The organism is Weissella sagaensis, assembly GCF_010306265.1.
GTDB classification, from domain to species: Bacteria; Bacillota; Bacilli; order Lactobacillales; family Lactobacillaceae; genus Weissella; species Weissella sagaensis.
In genome coordinates, this window is record NZ_BLKA01000005.1 from 20,401 (window position 1) to 39,111 (window position 18,711).

Genomic DNA, 18,711 nt, shown 5'->3' on the forward strand with positions numbered 1-18,711 from the left:
ATAGAATAAAGACTATCATTCAAAAGGAGATGGGTTATGGCTGAACATTGGTTGATGATATTAATTGAAATCATCTTCGTAGTTAATAGTTTTGCAGCTATTTTAACGGTATTTAGAGATCGTTATCGTGATATTACTTCTATTTGGGCGTGGATGCTTGTGTTATTGTTGTTTCCTGGAATCGGATTCTTAATTTATTTTTTGTTTGGACGAAAATTGTCAGGGCATCATATTTTTAATATGCAAACACAAGAAGTTTTGGGTATTGATAAGATTGCTGATAATCAGCAAAAAGAAGTTATGGCATTATCTGATTCAGAACGCTATGTGGAAGAACAAGCTTTTATTCGCTTATTTTTACAAAATGAGCAAGCAATATTTTCGAATCAAAATGAAGTAAACATTTTAACAGATGGTCATGAAAAATTTAAGCAATTATTTATTGATATTAAAGCGGCTAAGCATCATATTAATGTTGAATATTATACGATTTATAATGATAAGTTAGGTAATGAATTTGTTGATTTATTAACTGAAAAAGCTAAAGAAGGCGTACGAGTTCGTGTTATTTATGATAGCTGGGGGTCTGGCGGTAAAAATAACAAATTATATAAACGATTGCGTGAAGCAGGGGGGCATGTAGAAGCATTTTTAATGCCAAAATGGCAAATCATGTCCTTGCATGTTAATAATCATGATCACCGTAAGTTAGTTATTATTGATGGTGATATTGGTTATATTGGTGGCTTTAATATTGGTGATCAATATCTAGGTCGTTTAGAAAAATTTGGTTATTGGCGTGATACACATTTACGTGTTGTTGGGGATGCTGTTTTGGCCATGCAAAGTCGCTTTTTTATGGATTGGAATGCTACCAATAAATATCAAAAGTTGAAGTTTGGTGAGGAATATTTCCCGTCACATGATACGGGTGGTGATGTTGCCATGCAAATTGTGTCTTCAGGTCCGGATTCAGAATCAAATCAGATTTATCAAGGGTACCTACGTATGATTTCAATGGCCCATGAAAGTATTACGATTCAATCACCTTACTTTATTCCAAATCAAGCAATCATGGATTCGCTTGCAATTGCGGCTAAGTCGGGTGTGCATGTCAGAATTATGATTCCATCAAAACCTGATCATATGTTTGTTTATCGAGCAACAGAATATTATGCAAGTGTCTTGGCTAATGATGGTATTGAAGTTTATGCATATAACAAAGGATTTTTACATGCCAAAACAATCGTGATTGATAATCGTATCGTATCGGTTGGTAGTGCTAATATGGATATTCGTTCATTTTCTCTAAATTTTGAAGTCAATGCATTTTTGTATAGTGAACGATTAGCATTAGAAATGGAAGCAATTTTTGAAAAGGATTTACTTGATTCACAACTTTTGACATCAGAGTATTTTGCAGCACAGTCTTCCTGGAAACGATTTAAACAATTTTTCTCGAGATTATTAACACCAATTTTATAATTAATCATTGATATAAAAAGGCAGTCTCATTGAGACTGCCTTTTTGGTAGATAATATTTATTTATTACTGTTCAAGTCGTTTTTATGACTGAAAAAACTAACAAGTAAGAAGAAAATACCTAATAGATCAGTGTAAACACCCAAGATAATTTGCATGTTGTGAGGCGTGTATCCTGTAAATAATACTAGGAATAATCCTAAAGCAAGACCAACAGCACCAATAATCAAGCCAACTAAACGTTGCCAACCAATTAATAATTCGGGAACCCAAGTTTGTGCTAAATTACTTGTGGCATTAAATAGAATCCAAAAGCCGAATACCAAACCAATAAAATCTTGTGTGAAATCTTGACGGAATAATAAGACAAGACCCATCACAGCGCTTAGTAGGGCACTCATTAAATGGGCACCACGTAGATAAACACTATTACTAAATAACATGAGATCAATAAAAGCAATGAAAATTGAAAAAAGACCAAAAATAATCGAAACAGCAAGTAACCATTCTGTATTGAAAACAAATGCAAAAATTCCTAAAATAATTGAAATGACACCAGCAGCGGCTAATAACTTACGCACAAAATAAGAAATAACAGGTTTTTGTGATTGTTGTGGTTGTTTAGAAAGTCTTGATGGCACCATGTCCTCGCTATTGGTCGTTTCATGTTTAATTTCTGGCAAATCAGCCATAAGAATGCCCCCTTAATAAGTTGTTTAAATTGAGTGTAATTGAAAATGTTGTAAAATACAATTGAAGAGTGAATTAAAATAAAAAATATTAACTATTTATCAAAGGAGAATGGAAAAATGCTTAAATGGATCATTATCATTATTTTGTTAGCTGGCTTTATTTATACACAGTATCGGCAAAAAAAATTTAACCAATCAGTCGATGACAAGGCCAAGGAAATGACCGATAAATTAAATAAAAAATAATGGATCAGGGAGTACTACCATGATATTAAGAATACTTGTATAATGGTAAGGACAGAATAAATACAACATAGGAGCGCAAATAATGAATATAGAAGAAATGCAGGCGCGCCAAAACCATATACGTAATTTTAGTATTGTGGCTCATATTGATCATGGTAAATCAACAATATCAGATCGTATTTTAGAGGCAACGCACACAGTTACTGAGCGTGAAATGCAAAATCAGTTATTGGATACGATGGATTTGGAACGTGAACGTGGTATTACAATTAAAATGAACGCTGTTGAGGTGCATTATAAGGCTAATGATGGTGAAACTTATATTTTCCATTTAGTTGATACACCAGGCCATGTGGATTTTTCATATGAGGTTTCACGTTCATTAGCCGCCGCTGATGGTGCTATCCTGGTTGTTGATGCTGCGCAAGGAGTTGAAGCACAGACATTAGCAAATGTTTATTTAGCAATTGAAAATGATTTGGAAATTTTACCAGTTATTAATAAAATTGATTTGCCAGCTGCTAATCCAGAAGCTGTAAAAACTGAAATTGAAGATGTAATCGGTATTGATGCGTCTAATGCTGTGTTGGCATCGGCCAAAAAGGGGATTGGTATTCCAGAACTATTAGAAAAAATTGTTACGGATATTCCAGCTCCAGAAGGTAGTTTGACAGACCCGTTACAAGCACTAATTTTTGATTCGGCATATGATTCATATAAAGGGGTTATTTTAACTGTTCGTGTTAAAACAGGTATTTTAAAACCAGGTGAAAAGATTAAATTCATGAATTCTGGTGCCTCATATGAAGTAACAGAAGTCGGCGTTAATTCACCAACACCTATTAAACGTGATTATTTAATGGCAGGGGATATTGGATATGTTGCAGCATCTATTAAAAATATTCGCGATGCACGACCTGGTGACACAATAACACATGTTAAGCAACCAGCAGAAAAACCATTACCAGGATACCAGCCAATGACCCCAATGGTGTACTCAGGACTATATCCAACTGATAATGCCAAATACAATGATTTACGTGATGCACTTGAAAAATTACAATTAAATGATGCTTCTTTGGAGTTTGAGCCTGAAACGTCACAAGCATTAGGTTTTGGTTTTCGAACGGGTTTCTTAGGTCTATTACATATGGATGTTATTCAAGAACGTCTTGAACGTGAATTTGACTTGGATTTGATTACAACCGCACCATCAGTGACATACCATGCGTTTACTACTAATGATGAGATGGTTGATGTTGCCAACCCGTCTGAATTACCAGATGTTGCTGAGATTAAAACAATTGAAGAACCATTTGTGCATGCCCAGATTATGGTACCAAATGATTACGTTGGGGCCGTTATGGAGTTGGCGCAAGCTAAGCGTGGTGAATTTGATACGATGGATTATTTAGATGAGAGCCGTGTAAATGTTAAGTATTACATGCCACTATCTGAAATTATTTTTGATTTCTTTGATAAATTAAAATCAAACACCCGTGGTTATGCATCATTAGATTATGATATATCAGGTTATCGTCAATCTGATTTGGTTAAAATTGATATTTTGTTGAATGGGGATAAAGTTGATGCTTTAAGTTTTATTGTGCACCGTGATTTTGCGCAAGAACGTTCACGTGTCATTACTAAGAAGTTAAAAGAGATTATTCCACGTCGTAATTTCGAAATTCCAGTACAAGCTGCAATTGGTTCTAAAATTGTGGCACGTTCAACTATCAAGGCTTATCGTAAAGATGTTACATCACGTATTCATACAGGTGATCCTGATCGTCGAGCAAAATTATTGGACAAGCAAAAACGTGGTAAGAAACGTATGAAATCAGTTGGAACTGTTGAAGTCCCACAAGAAGCTTTTATGGCTGTTTTGAAGGCTGAAGAAGAATAAAATAAAATGATAGCTTTTAGTGAAAAACTATCATTTTATAAAATTTTATGTTAATATAGTTTAGTTAAATAAACTGACTCTGATTTTTATAAATTCAGGGCGATAAGGAGAAAATAATGAAGGCTGAAATTCATCCAGATTACCACCAAGTGGTTTTCGTTGACTCAACTACTGGTTACAAGTTTGTGTCAGGTTCTACTCGTACTTCTGACGAAACTATCGAATTTGAGGGTACTACTTACCCAATGATTCGTGTTGAAATTACTTCAGATTCACACCCATTCTACACTGGTAAGCAAAAGTTTACTACTGTGGACGGTGCTGTTGATAAGTTCAATAAGAAATATGGACTTGCTTAATCGCAATTTCCTAAAAAAGCCGTTTCATAGCGCTAAATGCCTGTGTGACGGCTTTTTTGTGTACTTTTTGAAGTGTTGTAAAATATCGTATTTGGGGAACTTTTTAGAGAGTAGGAGACTATTTACGAACCATTTTTAAAAGCACAAACTCGCATATTCTAATTTGCTAGTTGACACTTTACTAATAGGTGCGTACAATAATGCACATTGGTAGAACATTTCATTGTATGTCAGAGAAGCTACGGTAGCTGTGAGTAGCGCAGGTGGAATGATTGAACTATTTAAACATCGTAAATATCTTAAAGAGAGTTAGTTTTTGCGTACTAACTAATTTTTGGGTGGTACCGCGGAAACTTTTCGTCCCAGTAATGAGTCAATTGACTTGTTACTGGGACTTTTTTATTGCTGAAAGGAGCAAGACATTGGGGTATTAAAGCATATCAATCACGTTGGTGGACTTAGTCGTTATCTCTTTTAGGGTAATTATTTGATAAATAAGCAGCGATGAAGGAGAGAAGAAATATGAATAAGTCAGTAACGTTTAAGCAAAGTATGGTTTTATTAATTGCAGTCATTTTAATTTTTAGTATTAGTATTTTGGGGTTTGGTTTATCACCCAATGTACCGCTAGTGATAAGTATTATCTTTGTCATGTTGTACGCTAGAACGCGTCAAACATCTTGGCAGGATATTCAAGGACAACTGTTAAAAGGGATTGAACAAGCATTAGCACCATTATTTTTATTCCTGCTAATCGGTATGTTAATTGGTCTTTGGATGGAAACCAATACAATTCCCACATTACTATGGACAGGTTTGAAGTTGGCCAATGTAGAATGGTTTTTACCTAGCACGGTTTTGATTATGGCAGTTATGGGTACAATGGTTGGTTCAGCTTTTACGACTTTAGCCACAGTAGGGGTCGCGTTGATGGGCGTTGGGACGGCAATTGGATTTGATCCTGGGATTGTTGCTGGAGCAGCCTTGTCGGGTGCTATCTTTGGAGATAAGAGTTCACCACTATCAGATTCAACCAACCTAGCATCATCAATTGCAGGGACTGATTTGTTTGCACATATTAAGAACTTGATGTGGACGACAATTCCAGCATTGCTTGGATCATTATTAATTTTTACATTCTTAAGCAAACAAATAAAGGTCACTAGTGATGTTCATGAATTACAGCACTTGGCCTCATTATTATCACCAAATTGGTGGTCAATGTTGCCATTAATTTTGTTATTTATTATGGCTTGGCGTCATATACCAGCAATTCCAACGTTATTGGTGAACATTGCAGTAACGGGTATCATATTTATATTTAATCATTCGCTACAACAATTTTCGGATGTGATTATGAATGGTTCAACAACAACAATAAAAAATGATATGCTTGCTAGTTTGTTAAATCGTGGTGGTATGTTGTCAATGATGCCAACAGTTATTATTATTATGTTGGCGTTGGCTTTAGGTGGACTATTAACAGAGCAAGGAATTCTTAGTGCCTTTATGACACCATTGGTAACACGTATTAAGACGCAAGCAGGTGTTATTACAGGGACTGTGATGACAGGTATTTCAGCTAACTTTTTGATTGGTGAACAATACTTAGCAACCATTTTGCCTGGTCAATTATGGAAGGAAAGTTTTACACGTTTAAAAATTAACCCACTGACTTTAGGACGATCGTTAGAAGATTCAGGGACAGTTATTAATTACTTGGTACCTTGGGGTGTTGCTGGTAGTTTTGCAGCACAAACACTAGGTGTTTCAGTAACTTCGTTTGCGCCGTTTACTTTCTTTGCTTTGTTATCACCTGTTTGCTCGTTAATTAGTGCCTGGACAGGCATTGGTCAAATTAAGCATGATGAATAGCCTGCCAAGCAAGTTGGTGAGCACCATGATTTTGTTTTTCTGGAATCCAATTTGCAATTAAAAGTTGATAATTATCTTGTTGTCTTAATAGCTGCGTTAATTGTTCACTAAAATGTTTGGCGTAACGTTTCTTAATGCTATCAATGACTAATTTAGAATCAGCATAATACATGATAGTATCATTTGGCGTAGCAATTTTTGCTAACTCTTTGAAAGCCCAAATTGCAGCAGCAAATTCAGCTTCGTGATTAGACATAATACCAAGATAGTGATGTTTTTGAATTTGTTGGCCGTTATATAGAATAACTAGGCCAGCACCACTACGGCCAGGATTACCTTGACTAGCAGCGTCAGAATATATTTTGATTAACATGACAAGCACCTCTAAGTTTATTATACTAAAAAGCAGAGATATTATGAGATGATTAGTTGATAAGACACAAATCGGAAAGGATTTCAGAATGAAAGGATACTACCAACCGGCTGGTTTACTTGGACTAATTAATTGGCTATGGATTATCATGATTGCAATGTTTGCCTTGATAATGCAACTTGAGGTAACACATTTAAATAGTTGGACGATATTTGCTACGATTGTTTTTTTATTTATTGCGTTATTAACGTACTTTAGACGACGCGTTACATTATCAGCGGATGCTATTTTAATCATGCCGATGATTGGTGTCCATACAGAAAAAGTGCGTTTTAAAGAAATGCAACATGTTCAATTTACAAAAAGAACGGTCATCTTTAGTTACGAGGATGAAAGATATAGTTATTGGATGAATAAAAAATTCTTAAATCAACTACAAAAGGAAATTAAAGGTAAGTAAATGACTGAAGAAACATTGACGATTACAGATCAGACTGGTCGTCTGGATAAAGTAGTAGCAGATACCTTTGTTGACTACACACGTACACAAATTTCAAAATGGATTGATGATGGTGTGCTAAAAGTTAATGGGGATGAAAAAAAGGCTAAGTATAAGGTTCATGAGGGTGATGTGATTACTTTTACTGTTCCAAAACCAGTTGTATTAGATGTTAAGCCAGAAAATATTCCTTTAGATATTATTTATGAAGATGATGATTTATTAGTCATCAATAAGCCACAGGGGATGGTTGTTCATCCAGCGGCGGGTCATCCAGATGGTACATTAGTAAATGCTTTAATGTATCATACCCATATTTCAACTATTAATGGTGTTATCCGTCCGGGAATTGTTCATCGTATTGATAAAGATACGTCTGGCCTTTTGATGGTTGCTAAAAATGACAAAGCTCATGAGGCATTGTCAGCAGATTTAAAAGCTAAAAAAAACTTACGTCAATACTATGCGCTGGTACATGGTGAATTCACGGAAAATAGAGGGACAATTACAGCACCTTTAGGTCGTTCAAAAGCTGATCGTAAAAAACAAGCGGTTGTGGCCGGTGGACGTGACGCTATAACCCATTTTGAAGTGGTTAAACGTTTTGTTGGGTATACCTTATTGAAAGTGACGCTAGAAACGGGACGAACACATCAAATTCGTGTTCACATGGACTATATTGGTCATCCTGTTGCAGGCGACCCTTTATATGGACCTAAAAAAACGCTTGCTGGAAATGGGCAATATTTGCATGCAGCAACACTTGGTTTGACACAACCAACGACGCAAGAAGCTTTGCAATTTGAAGCACCTTTACCAGATTATTTTGAACAGGCACTAAGTCAATTACAACCATACGCAGAATAAGTAAATCATGTGTTCGCAAATAGTGTTTAACATGATAAAATGAGATATAAAAGAATTGAAACTTTCTTAAGGTAGTTCAGTGAGATTGCTAGAAGGTAATGTGATAAATAAATCTAACGAGACGTTACCCTTTTAGAATTAGGAGAGTAGTGTCTCTTTTTTATTAGGTGTGAATTAATGAGAGAAAAGGAATAAATTATGGCAAAAGAGATTGTTGATGCAATGGCGATGCAACGAGCACTTACAAGAATTACTTATGAAATCATTGAGAAAAATAAGGGTGTCACAAATCTGGCAATTGTTGGTATTAAAACACGGGGTGTCTTTATTGCGCAACGAATTGCTGAACGGCTACAACAATTAGAAGGTGCAACAATTCCGGTTATTCCATTAGACATCACACATTATCGGGATGACGATAATCAAAATACGGGCGAAAAAATATCATTTGAGGAAAATATTGATAATAAACGCATTATTTTAGTTGATGATGTTTTGTTTACAGGTCGTACAATTAGAGCAGCTTTGGATGCCATTATGGATAATGGGCGCCCAGCAGCAGTTAATTTAGCTGTATTAGTTGATCGCGGTCATCGTGAACTACCAATTAGAGCTGATTTTGTCGGTAAAAATATTCCGACAGCAACTTCTGAAAGTATTCGAGTAAAAATGAAGGAATTTGATGGCATGGATGGTATTGAAATCCAGTAACTTTGACCGTTAACCGGGAAGGAGGAATCGTTTAGTATTCTGACTAAACGATACCAACGTCATGACAACACGTTATTTAATTTTACAAGATGGTACCGTGTATGCAGGTGAAGCTTTTGGGGCACCTGCAACAACTTTTGGGGAATTAGTATTTAATACAGCTATGACCGGGTATCAAGAAATTATCACGAATCCAATTTATTACAATCAAATTATTATGTTTACAACACCAACTATTGGTGCTGCAGGTATTAATCACTATGCGGATGAATCAATTGTGCCTTCTGTAAAGGGTGTTGTTGTTCGTGAAATAGCTGAAATATCAACTAATCGTTTACGGACACTAAGTTTAAATGATTATTTGAAACGGCATAATGTACCTGGTATTTCACAAATTGATACGCGCGCTTTAACACGTCACTTACGTGAAACTGGCATACAAAAAGCATCAATTGTTGATCAACCAGACGATCACGCTTTCGATCAATTGCGGGCAATGGTGCTGACAAATCAGCAAGTGGCACAGCTTTCAACACCCAAAGCCTATGCTAATCCAGGACGAGGCGCCAATGTTGTTGTGGTAGACTTTGGACTTAAAAGTGGTATTTTAAGAATGTTAAGTGATTTTGATGCGAATGTCACCGTCTTGCCTTATTCAGCAACGCTTGATGAAGTTGCTAATCTTGATCCAGATGGCATTGTGATTTCATCGGGACCGGGTGATCCAAATCAAGTACCAGAAACGGCGCTTGAGATTATCCGTGAGTTTGAGCAACGAATTCCGTTATTTGGCATTGGATTAGGCCATGAGTTATTTGCCATTGCTAATGGCGCCAAAGTTACCGAATTAGCATCAGCACATCATGGGATGAATCACCCAATTCGTGAGCAAATTACAAATGATATTATCTTTGCAACGCAAGGCCAAGCGTACTCTGTTGATAATACTTCTATTAAAGATACGCCGCTATTTGTCACGCACATTGATATTACGGATAATCAAATTCAAGGATTAAGGCATCGCGATTATCCAGCATTCAGTGTGCAATTTTTCCCAGATGCTGCACCAGGACCATTAGAAGAGACCCAAGCTTTTGCTGAGTTTATGGAAATGGTGATGGCACGGCGAGGAGGAGGTGTCATATGACAGAACGAGTGCTTATTATAGGTGGCTCAGCCAATGATTTTGGTCGTGAAACTGAAGGTGATGTTGCAACGTTTCAAGTTGTTGATGTTATCAAAAAATATGGTCATGAAGTCGTTATTGTCGATGACAATCCATATGCGTTTACGACTAGTCGTCACGATATTCAGGTCATTGAAAAAGCATTAACGATTGATAATTTGATGGCTGTTATTGCTAAAGAACATATCACGGCTATGGTAACATCAGTGGGTGGTTCAACAGCAACGCGCCTAGGGGCTGACATTTTGAAGTTAATGGGTAATGGTGCACCTAAAGTTTTAGGTTTGTCACTACCGGTGATGCAAGCAACACAAAATACAAAATATTTACATGAACGCTTGCAACAGCTAGATATTCCAACAGTTCAATCGCGTTTAGCTAGTGATGTTAGTGAGGCATTTGATGCTGTTAGAGATTTCGACTTGCCAGTTGTCATTCGCCCAATTGCACCAATGGGACAGACACTACGATTGCAAGTCACTGATATTGATGACTTAGAAGAAGCAGTTGAAACGGCACTTAACCGATCAATTACGCATCAAGTTAATATTGATAAAAGTATTCGTGGTCATCAAGAAATATCAATGCTGGTAATTCGTGATAAACGAGATACGACTGTTTTGATTGGTGGTGTTGAAGACATGGATCCGGTGGGGATTCACTCTGCAGATTCCATTGCGATTACGCCTATTCAAACTTTGCCAGATCCAGTCTATCAAAAATTACGGTCAGCAGCCTTTAAAGTTATCCGTGGTTTTGATGTTATTGGTTTATTGGAAGTTAGATTTGCGGTTGATCCTAAAAGTGATGATTACGTTATTACCCGTGTGACACCATATTTTGATCGTACAGCAGCTTTATTGGTTGCCGCAACAGGGTATCCGCTAATTCCAGTGGTCACGCGATTGATTTTGGGCGAGACGCTAGAATCAGTTAAAACACCAGTAATTGGAGCTAACCATACGGCATTATTGGAACCAACAATGGATCACATTGTCATTCGTTTTCCAATTTTTTCATTTGGTGATTTTGAATCTAATGGTGTTAAAACGGAGCACCGTTTAAATACAGTGCAAAAATCGGTTGGTACGACAATGGGTGTGGGGCGCAGTGTTGAAGAAGCGTTGGAAAAAGCCATCCGAGCGGCTCATTTCAATAATCGTAACTTCTCACCAACCGTGATAAATGCGTTGACAGATAATGAAATTATTGAACAGCTTATTCATCCTCGGGATAATCGTATTTTTGTTCTTTTGGAAGCATTAAGAAGAGGATACACGGTTGATGAATTAGCTGAAATGACGAAAATTAACGCGTTCTATTTTTATAAATTAAGACAGATTAACAAATTAGAAGAAACAGTAAAAAATAATCCTTGGCAAGTAGATGTTGTTAAGTTGGCAAAATATTATGGTTTGTCAGATGGGTTAATTGCGCGCTTGTGGCACGCAAAATATGAAGAAGTTCGTCGGTATCGGTGGGATAATGGTATTTTGCCGACTTATAAAGCGTTTGAACCATCCGCAGGTGAATTTGAAGAAGCTGCGAATCAGTATTATTCAACTTTTGAATCAGAGAATGAAAGTACTCGGTTAGGTAAATATACCGCCTTAGTAATTGGGGCAGGTGGTTTTCGTTTAGGGGATGGCGCTGCCGCTTCTTATGTTATGGCAATGGTAGCAGCAGAATTGCAGGCGCAAGGTATTCAAACTGTGCTAATGAACAATAGTCCAACTGATTTAATGTTTATGCCACAGTTAGGGAACAAGAAGTATTATGAACCATTAGAGATTTCTGATGTTATGAATGTTATTGAAATTGAACAACCAATGCAGGTTTTTGTGCCTGGTAATCGTATTAAATTGATTAATAGCTTGCGACAGAATGGTATTGATGTGCAGGTTATTGCAAAAGAAAAATATTTGCCAAGTAGTATTGTCGATGACGCTTCACGGACAATTGTTAATTACTTTTATGATGGTCAAACTATTTACTTAATTGGCATGGGCAGTCAAAGTAATGATGGTATCATTTTAGACCAATCTGTGATGACAGAAGCACTTTGGGATAAAATTCCGCGTCCACAAATGAGTTCGGAAACACCTGGTCTATATCAAATGTTGATTAAGCATCAGCCTAGTCATAATGATGAACCATTGATGGTGGTTCGTCCAATGCCATTTACGATGGTGGCTTTTTTGGATAAAGTGACAGGGATTGACTGGATGCGGTTGGTGATTCGTTATATGTTAAATCGGCAAACCCATGTTGAACAACAATTCTTGGCACAATTAAAATCATTACAATGGCGTATTCCCAAAGCACAGTTAATTTATTGGCATGCAGATTTTGAAGAGCATATGGAAATTGATCAGATGTTAGATAACGGGCGCTATGCAATTGGGGCGACATATCATTTAATTTAAGTAACAGTTGTATTTATATGATAAACTAGAAAAGTTGTATTATTAATATCAAGAAAGAGGGCACTACCCATGTGGAAAAAAGTATTAGGTGTGCTAGTAGCAATTGCTGTAGCAGTTGGTCTAGCAGCCTGGGGAATCGGTCCCAAATCAATCGTCACGACTGATGCGGGTAACGTTTCACAAGCTGAGTATTACAAAAATTTGAAGAAGTCCCCAGCAGGACAACAAGAATTAGCCAATATGATTATTCAAAAAGTTTTGAATGACAAGTATGGTGATAAAGTTTCAAAGAAGTCTGTTGAAAACCAATTTAAGGATGCCAAAAAACAATATGGTGAGCAATTCTCACAGACATTGTCACAAAATGGTATGGATGAAGATGGCTTCCGACAATCATTAGAAATTCAAGCATTAGAAAAGCAAGCAGTTATTGCTAATGAAAACTATTCAACAAAGCAATTACGTAAAACTTATAATGATTATCAACCAAAAACTAATGTTTCTGTTATTTTGACACAGTCTGAAGATGATGCTAAAAAGGTCATTGATGAGTTAAATAAGGGCGGCGATTTTGCTAAGTTAGCAAAAGAAAAGTCAATTGATACGAATACCAAGAAAAATGGTGGTAAGATGACTGCCTTTGATTCGACTGATACTAACTTGGAGGATGACTTTAAGTCAGCTGCCTTTAAGCTTAAGGATGGTGAGTACACGAAGACACCAGTCCAATCACAATCATCACAAGGATATTTTATTATCAAGAAGAATTCACAAGCTTCAAAGAAGTCATTTAAGACGCTTAAGCCAAAGATGAAGATGATTTTGGTGGATCAAACAATGGCTGATACTAATAAAGTCCAAGCAATTGTGGGTGAAGAATTAGGTAAGGCAGATGTTAATATTAAAGACTCTACCTTGCAAAATGTTTTGTCAACTTATACACAAGCTGCTGCAACAGCACAGGCAGCAAAGAGTAGTAATAAGTAATGAACTTATAAAAACTGCAGTCATTATTGACTGCAGTTTTTATTTGGAAAATAGCTGAAAATAATTCGTATTTACGATACAATAATTAATATAAATAATAGTTTGTTCGCGTTTTTAAAAGGTGTAAGGGGATATAAAAAAATGATTGATCGTTATACGCGTCCTGAGATGGGACGCATTTGGTCGCTTGAAAATCAATACCAATCATGGTTAGATGTTGAAATTGCAGCTACGGCAGGCTGGGTAGCAGTTGGACATGTACCGGCAGAAGATTTAGATGCAATTCGTCAAAATGCAAAATTTGATGTTGATCGCATAGCTGAAATTGAAAAAACAACTCGGCATGATGTTGTAGCGTTTACCAGAAATGTCTCTGAGTCACTTGGTGATGAACGAAAGTGGATTCATTATGGATTAACGTCAACTGATGTTGTTGATACGGCCCAAGCATTACGGCTACAACAAGCAAATCAAGTCATTAAGGCTGATTTACAAACATTAAAAGAAACGTTGGCACAATTAGCTTTAAAGTATAAAGAAACAGTTATGATGGGACGTACACATGGTGTCCATGCCGAGCCAACAACATTTGGCCTAAAAATGGCCCGTTTTTATCAAGCAACTGTACGTAACATTGAACGCTTTGATAATGTTGCCAAGGCGATTGAAACTGGTAAACTCTCAGGGGCAGTGGGGACATTTGCGAACATTCCACCACAAGTGGAAGAAGTGGCAATGAAAGAGTTGGGACTGACACCACAACTCATTGGATCACAAATTTTACCACGTGATTTGCATGCTGATTATATGACAACATTGGCAATTATTGGTTCAAACTTGGAAGAAATGGCAACTGAGATTCGTAGCTTGCAACGTTCTGAAATTCATGAGGTTGAGGAAGGTTTCCGTGGTGGTCAAAAAGGATCATCAGCGATGCCTCACAAGCGTAACCCAATTGGTTCAGAAAATATTGTTGGGTTGTCACGTGTTTTGCGTGGGTATTCAATCACTGCTCTAGAAGATGTGACACTATGGCATGAACGCGATATCTCTCACTCAAGTGCAGAACGTATTATTTTGGTTGATGGCACAACAGTTGTGGATTATATGTTGCACCGTATGACAAATATTTTGCAGAATTTGCAAGTATTCCCTGAGACAATGAAACAAAATATGACACGTACGTATGGTTTAATTTATTCACAACGCTTATTGTTGAAATTAGTTGATGCTGGTTTATCTCGTGAAGCTGCATATGATACAGTGCAACCACTGACAGCCCGTTCATGGGATGAGCAACGTCAGTTCCGCGAATTGGTTGATGCAGATGAAACAATTACCCAGAATTTGACACCTGACCAAATTGATGATGCTTTTGATTATCATTGGCACTTGAAGCATGTGGATGATATTTATAAACGTTTGGGATTAAACTAATTCTAAAAATAATCATTATAAACCTGGTGTGCGAAACGACTATGATGTATGGTAATGAAAACAAAGTCGTGGATGTGTAAAGCGCCAAAACAATATGATGAAGACGTCTATTAACCATCAATCTGCCAAATTAAAATGGTTAGATTGGTGGTTTTATTCGTGCGTCATTATTAAATTTTGTAAGCGATTATAGTTTTTGATTTTAAAATATTTCAAAGATGTTGATTATTTTGAAATATGCTATAGTAGAATTAAATAATGAGGGGTAATAGGAGAACAGATGAATAGGAAGGATTTTATAGCAAATATTTCCCAAGATTTTTATATTTCCCAATTAAGTTTGGCTGAAATATCAGAAAAGTATAGTATTAGTCGTTATTTGGTAAACAAATATTTAAAGGATGCGCGTGATAGTGGCATCGTTAAAATAGAAATTAACATGCCGACAACACGTAATGTAGAGTTGGAACAAGAAATAAAAAAAGCGTTTAATATTCAAAATGTTTATGTGATTCGTTTTGCAGAAAACCCGAATGATACAATTCAAAACACGATTAATTTTGCAGCTGATCATATTCAATCATTAATTCACAACAATGATATTGTTGGGACAGCTTGGGGTGGGACGATTTATGAGGTTATTTCAAAATTCCAAAGTAAAGTTTTAGAAAATGTGACGTTCACACAATTTATGGGTGAAAATATGAAATATAATTCATCTGTCGGAACGACACGCATGGTAGAACGTGCGGCATATAAGTTTTCAGCTAATTATTTAACAATGGTGGGACCATTGTATATTGTTAATGATGATGTGCGGCAGGGATTGGCAAATGAAATTTCTATACGGAAGACGTTTGCTGCTGCTAAGCGGATGAATCTTATCTTTACAGGGTTAGGCACGTTGTCTTCAGTTAATTCAATTCCGGCATGGCATCAAGGTATTAATGACATTTTTCCTAATGTGAATACTGATGAGATTGTTGGTATGGTGTACGGTCGTCCTTACGACATTGATGGACGTTTTTTAAATTTGGGTGCTGATAAAACATTCGGTATTGACTTAGCTAATATTTTAGCAACGCCACGGCGAGTTGCGATCGTTAAGAGCAAGTTTAAAACAAATGCTGCTTTAGGAGCATTGCGTGGGGGGCTCATCACTGATTTAATTACAACAGAATCCGTTGCAAATCGTATTTTAACGGATCAAAATAATTAATATTAGATAGATAATAAAAAAATAAATAGGCGGCTGATTTTATTCACAATGAAAATCAGCCGCCTATTTATTTTTTTATTGTGAATACGGCGCAAATACATTTATCATTTTTAAAATATTTTCTTTATTTTTTAAAAATATAAAATTATGTATTTATTTTTTTAAAACCAAGCGTTACAATTATAAATGTTAACAAAAGAACATGCGCACGTTCAAAAATTCAAGTTTTATAAATTGATGTATTAGAGGTGTAAATCGTGGTTGATATGAATAAAGTGCTTAAATTGCACGAAAAACATACCGGTGTTTTGGGGATTGATTCGGCCTTTGATGTTACTAATCGAACTGAACTTGGTGAAGCTTATACACCAGGGGTAGCAGACTTAGCAAAACTAATTGAAAAAGATGAAACTCAAAAAAACAAGTATACAATGAGTGGAAAGTTAGTTGCCATTATAACCGATGGATCAGCTGTCTTAGGACTGGGAAATGTCGGGCCATCGGCAGGATTACCAATTATTGAAGGCAAAGCTTTACTATATAAAGATTTTGCAGATGTAGATGCTGTCCCGCTTGCTTTAGATCAGGTACCTGTTGACGAATTTGTGAAATCAATAAAGAATATGGCAAAATCATTTGCTGGTATCCATCTAGAGGATATTGCTGCACCGCGTGTATTTGAAATAGAAGAAAAATTAGCTAATGAATTAGATATTCCGGTCTACCATGATGATCAAACGGGGACTGCGATTGTTGTTTTAGCAGGGTTAATTAACGCTGCTAAATACGTAGATAAGCCATTAAAGAATTTGAAAGTTGTGATTAATGGTGTTGGTGCATCAGGTGTTGCAACTGCCAAAATTTTATTAGCTGCAGGCATTAAACATATTACCTTAGTTGATATCAATGGTGTTATTCGTGAAGATGATATGCGCTACAACAATTACCAACGTGATTTAGCTAAACAGGTTATCCAAGCTAATGGTCAGACGCTTAATGAAGTTATTACAGACCAAGATGTGTTTGTTGGCTTATCTGATGCTAATGTCTTAGACGCTGACCAAGTTAAGCGCATGGCTACAAATCCCATTGTTTTTGCTTTAGCGAACCCTGTGCCAGAAATTGATCCTGAGGATGCTAAAAAAGCAGGTGCTGCTATTGTTGCGACGGGTTCATCACAATGGCCAAATCAAGTTAATAATATTTTAGCTTTTCCAGGTTTGTTTAAAGGATTACTTGCCAGTGGCTTAAAAAAGGTGGATATGCCTTTGCAAGTTAAAGTTGCAGAAGGATTAGCTGGCTTAATTACAAAACCAGGTGAGCAAAGTATTGTACCAGGTGTATTCGATGAAGGTGTTGTACAGGCGGTATCCCAAGCTGTTATGGAATATGCAAATAATTAAATAAAATTATATTTAAATAGGAAGTTAAAATAGAAAGTGTGACGATATGGACGTGTTTTGGAATGCGATCCAATCGGTTCTAGCAATTATTTTGCTAATGGCCGTTGGATATTTTGCTCAGAGTAAAGGCTATTTTTCAGAGGGCTTTTCAAATTCATTATCAAAATTGATTATGAAAATTGCATTGCCAGTTTCGATTTTTAACTCCATGCTGGAACGTTTTAACTCTTCCCAACTATCGAAGTTAGCAGCCGGGCTAATTTATGTTATCTTAGCGATTTTGATTGGGTATTTGATAACATCATATGTTGTGAAGATATTGAAGCTACCACGTGGCCGTCGAGGCTTGATGATACAAGCAATTAATGGTGCTAATACAGTATTTATTGGTATGCCACTAAATACTGCATTATTTGGACAAACTTCAATTCCATATTTACTGGTTTATTATATTATCAATACAATCATTGTTTGGACACTTGGTGTTTGGGTAATTGCACAAGATGATCCAACAACTGGTGAAAATGGACAGAAAGTAAAATTTGATTTATCACATTTGTTACCTGTACCACTATATGGATTTATTGCATCTTTACCATTTGTTTATATAGCACCATTAAAGCATGCATATGAATCATTAACCTTTTTGAGTCAAACTTTTGTACCAGAATTGGGTAGTTTAGTGACCCCATTATCTTTAATTTATATTGGTATTATGTTGAGTAACTTTGGTTTGAAGAATATGAAGTTTGATAGTCATGTTCTTTTAACTTTAGGTGGTCGCTTTATTTTGTCACCTATCATTATGGTTGTTTTAATTTTGTTAGGTGTCCACTTGTTTGGTGTTCAATTAAATCCTGTTTTCCAACAAACATTGATTATTCAATCAGCTACCCCAACTTTGGCAGTGCTACCAATTATGGCAAATGAATATCATGGGGATGTCAAGTTTGCAACTAATGTCGTTGTATCAACTTCCGTATTATTCATTATTGTGGTACCAATTATTATGATGTTACAAACATTCTTATAAAATGAATGG

At 36.2% G+C, this 18,711-nt stretch carries 17 protein-coding genes; 15 read left to right on the forward strand and 2 right to left on the reverse strand.

What is annotated here, in order from left to right:
* Positions 1-36 precede the first annotated feature (36 nt).
* Positions 37-1,485: a cardiolipin synthase gene (gene cls, locus G7Y65_RS06340; protein WP_042492748.1), complete on the forward strand. Its 1,449-nt coding sequence runs from the start codon at positions 37-39 to the stop codon at positions 1,483-1,485.
* A gap of 57 nt (positions 1,486-1,542) precedes the next feature.
* Here cls and G7Y65_RS06345 read toward each other — a convergent pair whose 3' ends face one another.
* Positions 1,543-2,175 (reverse strand): HdeD family acid-resistance protein, encoded by a 633-nt coding sequence (locus G7Y65_RS06345; RefSeq protein ID WP_042492749.1) that lies wholly within the window; start codon positions 2,173-2,175, stop codon positions 1,543-1,545.
* A gap of 117 nt (positions 2,176-2,292) precedes the next feature.
* Here G7Y65_RS06345 and G7Y65_RS09445 point away from each other — a divergent pair, with 117 nt between their 5' ends.
* From G7Y65_RS09445 to G7Y65_RS06360, 4 genes are all read left to right on the forward strand, one after another.
* On the forward strand, positions 2,293-2,421 hold the full coding sequence (locus G7Y65_RS09445) for a hypothetical protein (RefSeq protein WP_257607639.1): 129 nt from the start codon (positions 2,293-2,295) through the stop codon (positions 2,419-2,421).
* An 82-nt stretch (positions 2,422-2,503) separates the two neighbouring features.
* On the forward strand, positions 2,504-4,327 hold the full coding sequence (lepA, locus tag G7Y65_RS06350) for a translation elongation factor 4 (RefSeq protein ID WP_042492751.1): 1,824 nt from the start codon (positions 2,504-2,506) through the stop codon (positions 4,325-4,327).
* A 116-nt stretch (positions 4,328-4,443) separates the two neighbouring features.
* Positions 4,444-4,686, forward strand: coding sequence for a type B 50S ribosomal protein L31 (locus G7Y65_RS06355; protein WP_042492752.1), 243 nt, complete (start codon positions 4,444-4,446; stop codon positions 4,684-4,686).
* A 522-nt stretch (positions 4,687-5,208) separates the two neighbouring features.
* Positions 5,209-6,561, forward strand: coding sequence for a Na+/H+ antiporter NhaC family protein (locus tag G7Y65_RS06360; protein WP_141926606.1), 1,353 nt, complete (start codon positions 5,209-5,211; stop codon positions 6,559-6,561).
* On the opposite strand, the gene G7Y65_RS06365 is transcribed toward G7Y65_RS06360, so the two are convergent.
* Positions 6,545-6,934: a ribonuclease HI family protein gene (locus G7Y65_RS06365; RefSeq protein WP_042492755.1), complete on the reverse strand. Its 390-nt coding sequence runs from the start codon at positions 6,932-6,934 to the stop codon at positions 6,545-6,547. The two genes, G7Y65_RS06360 and G7Y65_RS06365, sit on opposite strands and share 17 nt — an antisense overlap.
* Positions 6,935-7,022: 88 nt before the next feature.
* Here G7Y65_RS06365 and G7Y65_RS06370 point away from each other — a divergent pair, with 88 nt between their 5' ends.
* The 10 genes from G7Y65_RS06370 to G7Y65_RS06415 all read left to right on the forward strand — a co-directional run bounded on the left by G7Y65_RS06370 (position 7,023) and on the right by G7Y65_RS06415 (position 18,702).
* A complete protein-coding gene (locus G7Y65_RS06370) occupies positions 7,023-7,394 on the forward strand; it encodes an EbsA family protein (RefSeq protein WP_042492756.1) in 372 nt (123 codons plus the stop codon).
* The gene (locus G7Y65_RS06375; RefSeq protein ID WP_165314737.1) at positions 7,395-8,300 is read left to right on the forward strand and encodes an RluA family pseudouridine synthase; all 906 of its coding nucleotides are present in this window, start codon (positions 7,395-7,397) and stop codon (positions 8,298-8,300) included.
* Between the two features lie 198 nt (positions 8,301-8,498).
* Positions 8,499-9,011 carry a bifunctional pyr operon transcriptional regulator/uracil phosphoribosyltransferase PyrR gene (gene pyrR, locus G7Y65_RS06380; RefSeq protein ID WP_042492759.1) on the forward strand — a complete coding sequence of 171 codons (513 nt, stop codon included), beginning with the start codon at positions 8,499-8,501 and terminating at the stop codon, positions 9,009-9,011.
* A gap of 61 nt (positions 9,012-9,072) precedes the next feature.
* A complete protein-coding gene (locus tag G7Y65_RS06385) occupies positions 9,073-10,158 on the forward strand; it encodes a carbamoyl phosphate synthase small subunit (RefSeq protein WP_042492760.1) in 1,086 nt (361 codons plus the stop codon).
* On the forward strand, positions 10,155-12,623 hold the full coding sequence (locus G7Y65_RS06390; RefSeq protein WP_165314738.1) for an ATP-binding protein: 2,469 nt from the start codon (positions 10,155-10,157) through the stop codon (positions 12,621-12,623). The genes G7Y65_RS06385 and G7Y65_RS06390 overlap by 4 nt, the downstream gene beginning before the upstream one ends.
* A 69-nt stretch (positions 12,624-12,692) precedes the next feature.
* Positions 12,693-13,610, forward strand: coding sequence for a peptidylprolyl isomerase (locus G7Y65_RS06395; RefSeq protein ID WP_042492763.1), 918 nt, complete (start codon positions 12,693-12,695; stop codon positions 13,608-13,610).
* A gap of 141 nt (positions 13,611-13,751) precedes the next feature.
* Entirely contained in the window at positions 13,752-15,047 is a 1,296-nt protein-coding gene (purB, locus tag G7Y65_RS06400) for an adenylosuccinate lyase (protein ID WP_042492764.1), read from the forward strand.
* 280 nt (positions 15,048-15,327) lie between these two features.
* Positions 15,328-16,266, forward strand: a complete 939-nt coding sequence (locus G7Y65_RS06405) for a sugar-binding transcriptional regulator (RefSeq protein ID WP_141926609.1) — start codon at positions 15,328-15,330, stop codon at positions 16,264-16,266.
* 257 nt (positions 16,267-16,523) lie between these two features.
* The gene (locus G7Y65_RS06410) at positions 16,524-17,669 is read left to right on the forward strand and encodes an NAD(P)-dependent malic enzyme (protein WP_042492766.1); all 1,146 of its coding nucleotides are present in this window, start codon (positions 16,524-16,526) and stop codon (positions 17,667-17,669) included.
* Between the two features lie 46 nt (positions 17,670-17,715).
* Positions 17,716-18,702: an AEC family transporter gene (locus G7Y65_RS06415; protein WP_165314739.1), complete on the forward strand. Its 987-nt coding sequence runs from the start codon at positions 17,716-17,718 to the stop codon at positions 18,700-18,702.
* Positions 18,703-18,711: the final 9 nt, after the last annotated feature.

What these genes read in the sequence shown, in the direction of transcription:
- G7Y65_RS06375 (WP_165314737.1), top strand. Translation starts at nt 7,395, where the DNA reads ATGACTGAAGAAACATTGACGATTACAGATCAGACTGGTCGTCTGGAT.
- G7Y65_RS06405 (WP_141926609.1), top strand. Translation starts at nt 15,328, where the DNA reads ATGAATAGGAAGGATTTTATAGCAAATATTTCCCAAGATTTTTATATT.
- cls (WP_042492748.1), top strand. Translation starts at nt 37, where the DNA reads ATGGCTGAACATTGGTTGATGATATTAATTGAAATCATCTTCGTAGTT.
- G7Y65_RS06345 (WP_042492749.1), bottom strand. Translation starts at nt 2,175, where the DNA reads ATGGCTGATTTGCCAGAAATTAAACATGAAACGACCAATAGCGAGGAC.
- G7Y65_RS06415 (WP_165314739.1), top strand. Translation starts at nt 17,716, where the DNA reads ATGGACGTGTTTTGGAATGCGATCCAATCGGTTCTAGCAATTATTTTG.
- purB (WP_042492764.1), top strand. Translation starts at nt 13,752, where the DNA reads ATGATTGATCGTTATACGCGTCCTGAGATGGGACGCATTTGGTCGCTT.
- G7Y65_RS09445 (WP_257607639.1), top strand. Translation starts at nt 2,293, where the DNA reads ATGCTTAAATGGATCATTATCATTATTTTGTTAGCTGGCTTTATTTAT.
- G7Y65_RS06365 (WP_042492755.1), bottom strand. Translation starts at nt 6,934, where the DNA reads ATGTTAATCAAAATATATTCTGACGCTGCTAGTCAAGGTAATCCTGGC.
- G7Y65_RS06370 (WP_042492756.1), top strand. Translation starts at nt 7,023, where the DNA reads ATGAAAGGATACTACCAACCGGCTGGTTTACTTGGACTAATTAATTGG.
- lepA (WP_042492751.1), top strand. Translation starts at nt 2,504, where the DNA reads ATGAATATAGAAGAAATGCAGGCGCGCCAAAACCATATACGTAATTTT.
- G7Y65_RS06395 (WP_042492763.1), top strand. Translation starts at nt 12,693, where the DNA reads ATGTGGAAAAAAGTATTAGGTGTGCTAGTAGCAATTGCTGTAGCAGTT.
- G7Y65_RS06360 (WP_141926606.1), top strand. Translation starts at nt 5,209, where the DNA reads ATGAATAAGTCAGTAACGTTTAAGCAAAGTATGGTTTTATTAATTGCA.
- G7Y65_RS06390 (WP_165314738.1), top strand. Translation starts at nt 10,155, where the DNA reads ATGACAGAACGAGTGCTTATTATAGGTGGCTCAGCCAATGATTTTGGT.
- G7Y65_RS06355 (WP_042492752.1), top strand. Translation starts at nt 4,444, where the DNA reads ATGAAGGCTGAAATTCATCCAGATTACCACCAAGTGGTTTTCGTTGAC.
- pyrR (WP_042492759.1), top strand. Translation starts at nt 8,499, where the DNA reads ATGGCAAAAGAGATTGTTGATGCAATGGCGATGCAACGAGCACTTACA.
- G7Y65_RS06385 (WP_042492760.1), top strand. Translation starts at nt 9,073, where the DNA reads ATGACAACACGTTATTTAATTTTACAAGATGGTACCGTGTATGCAGGT.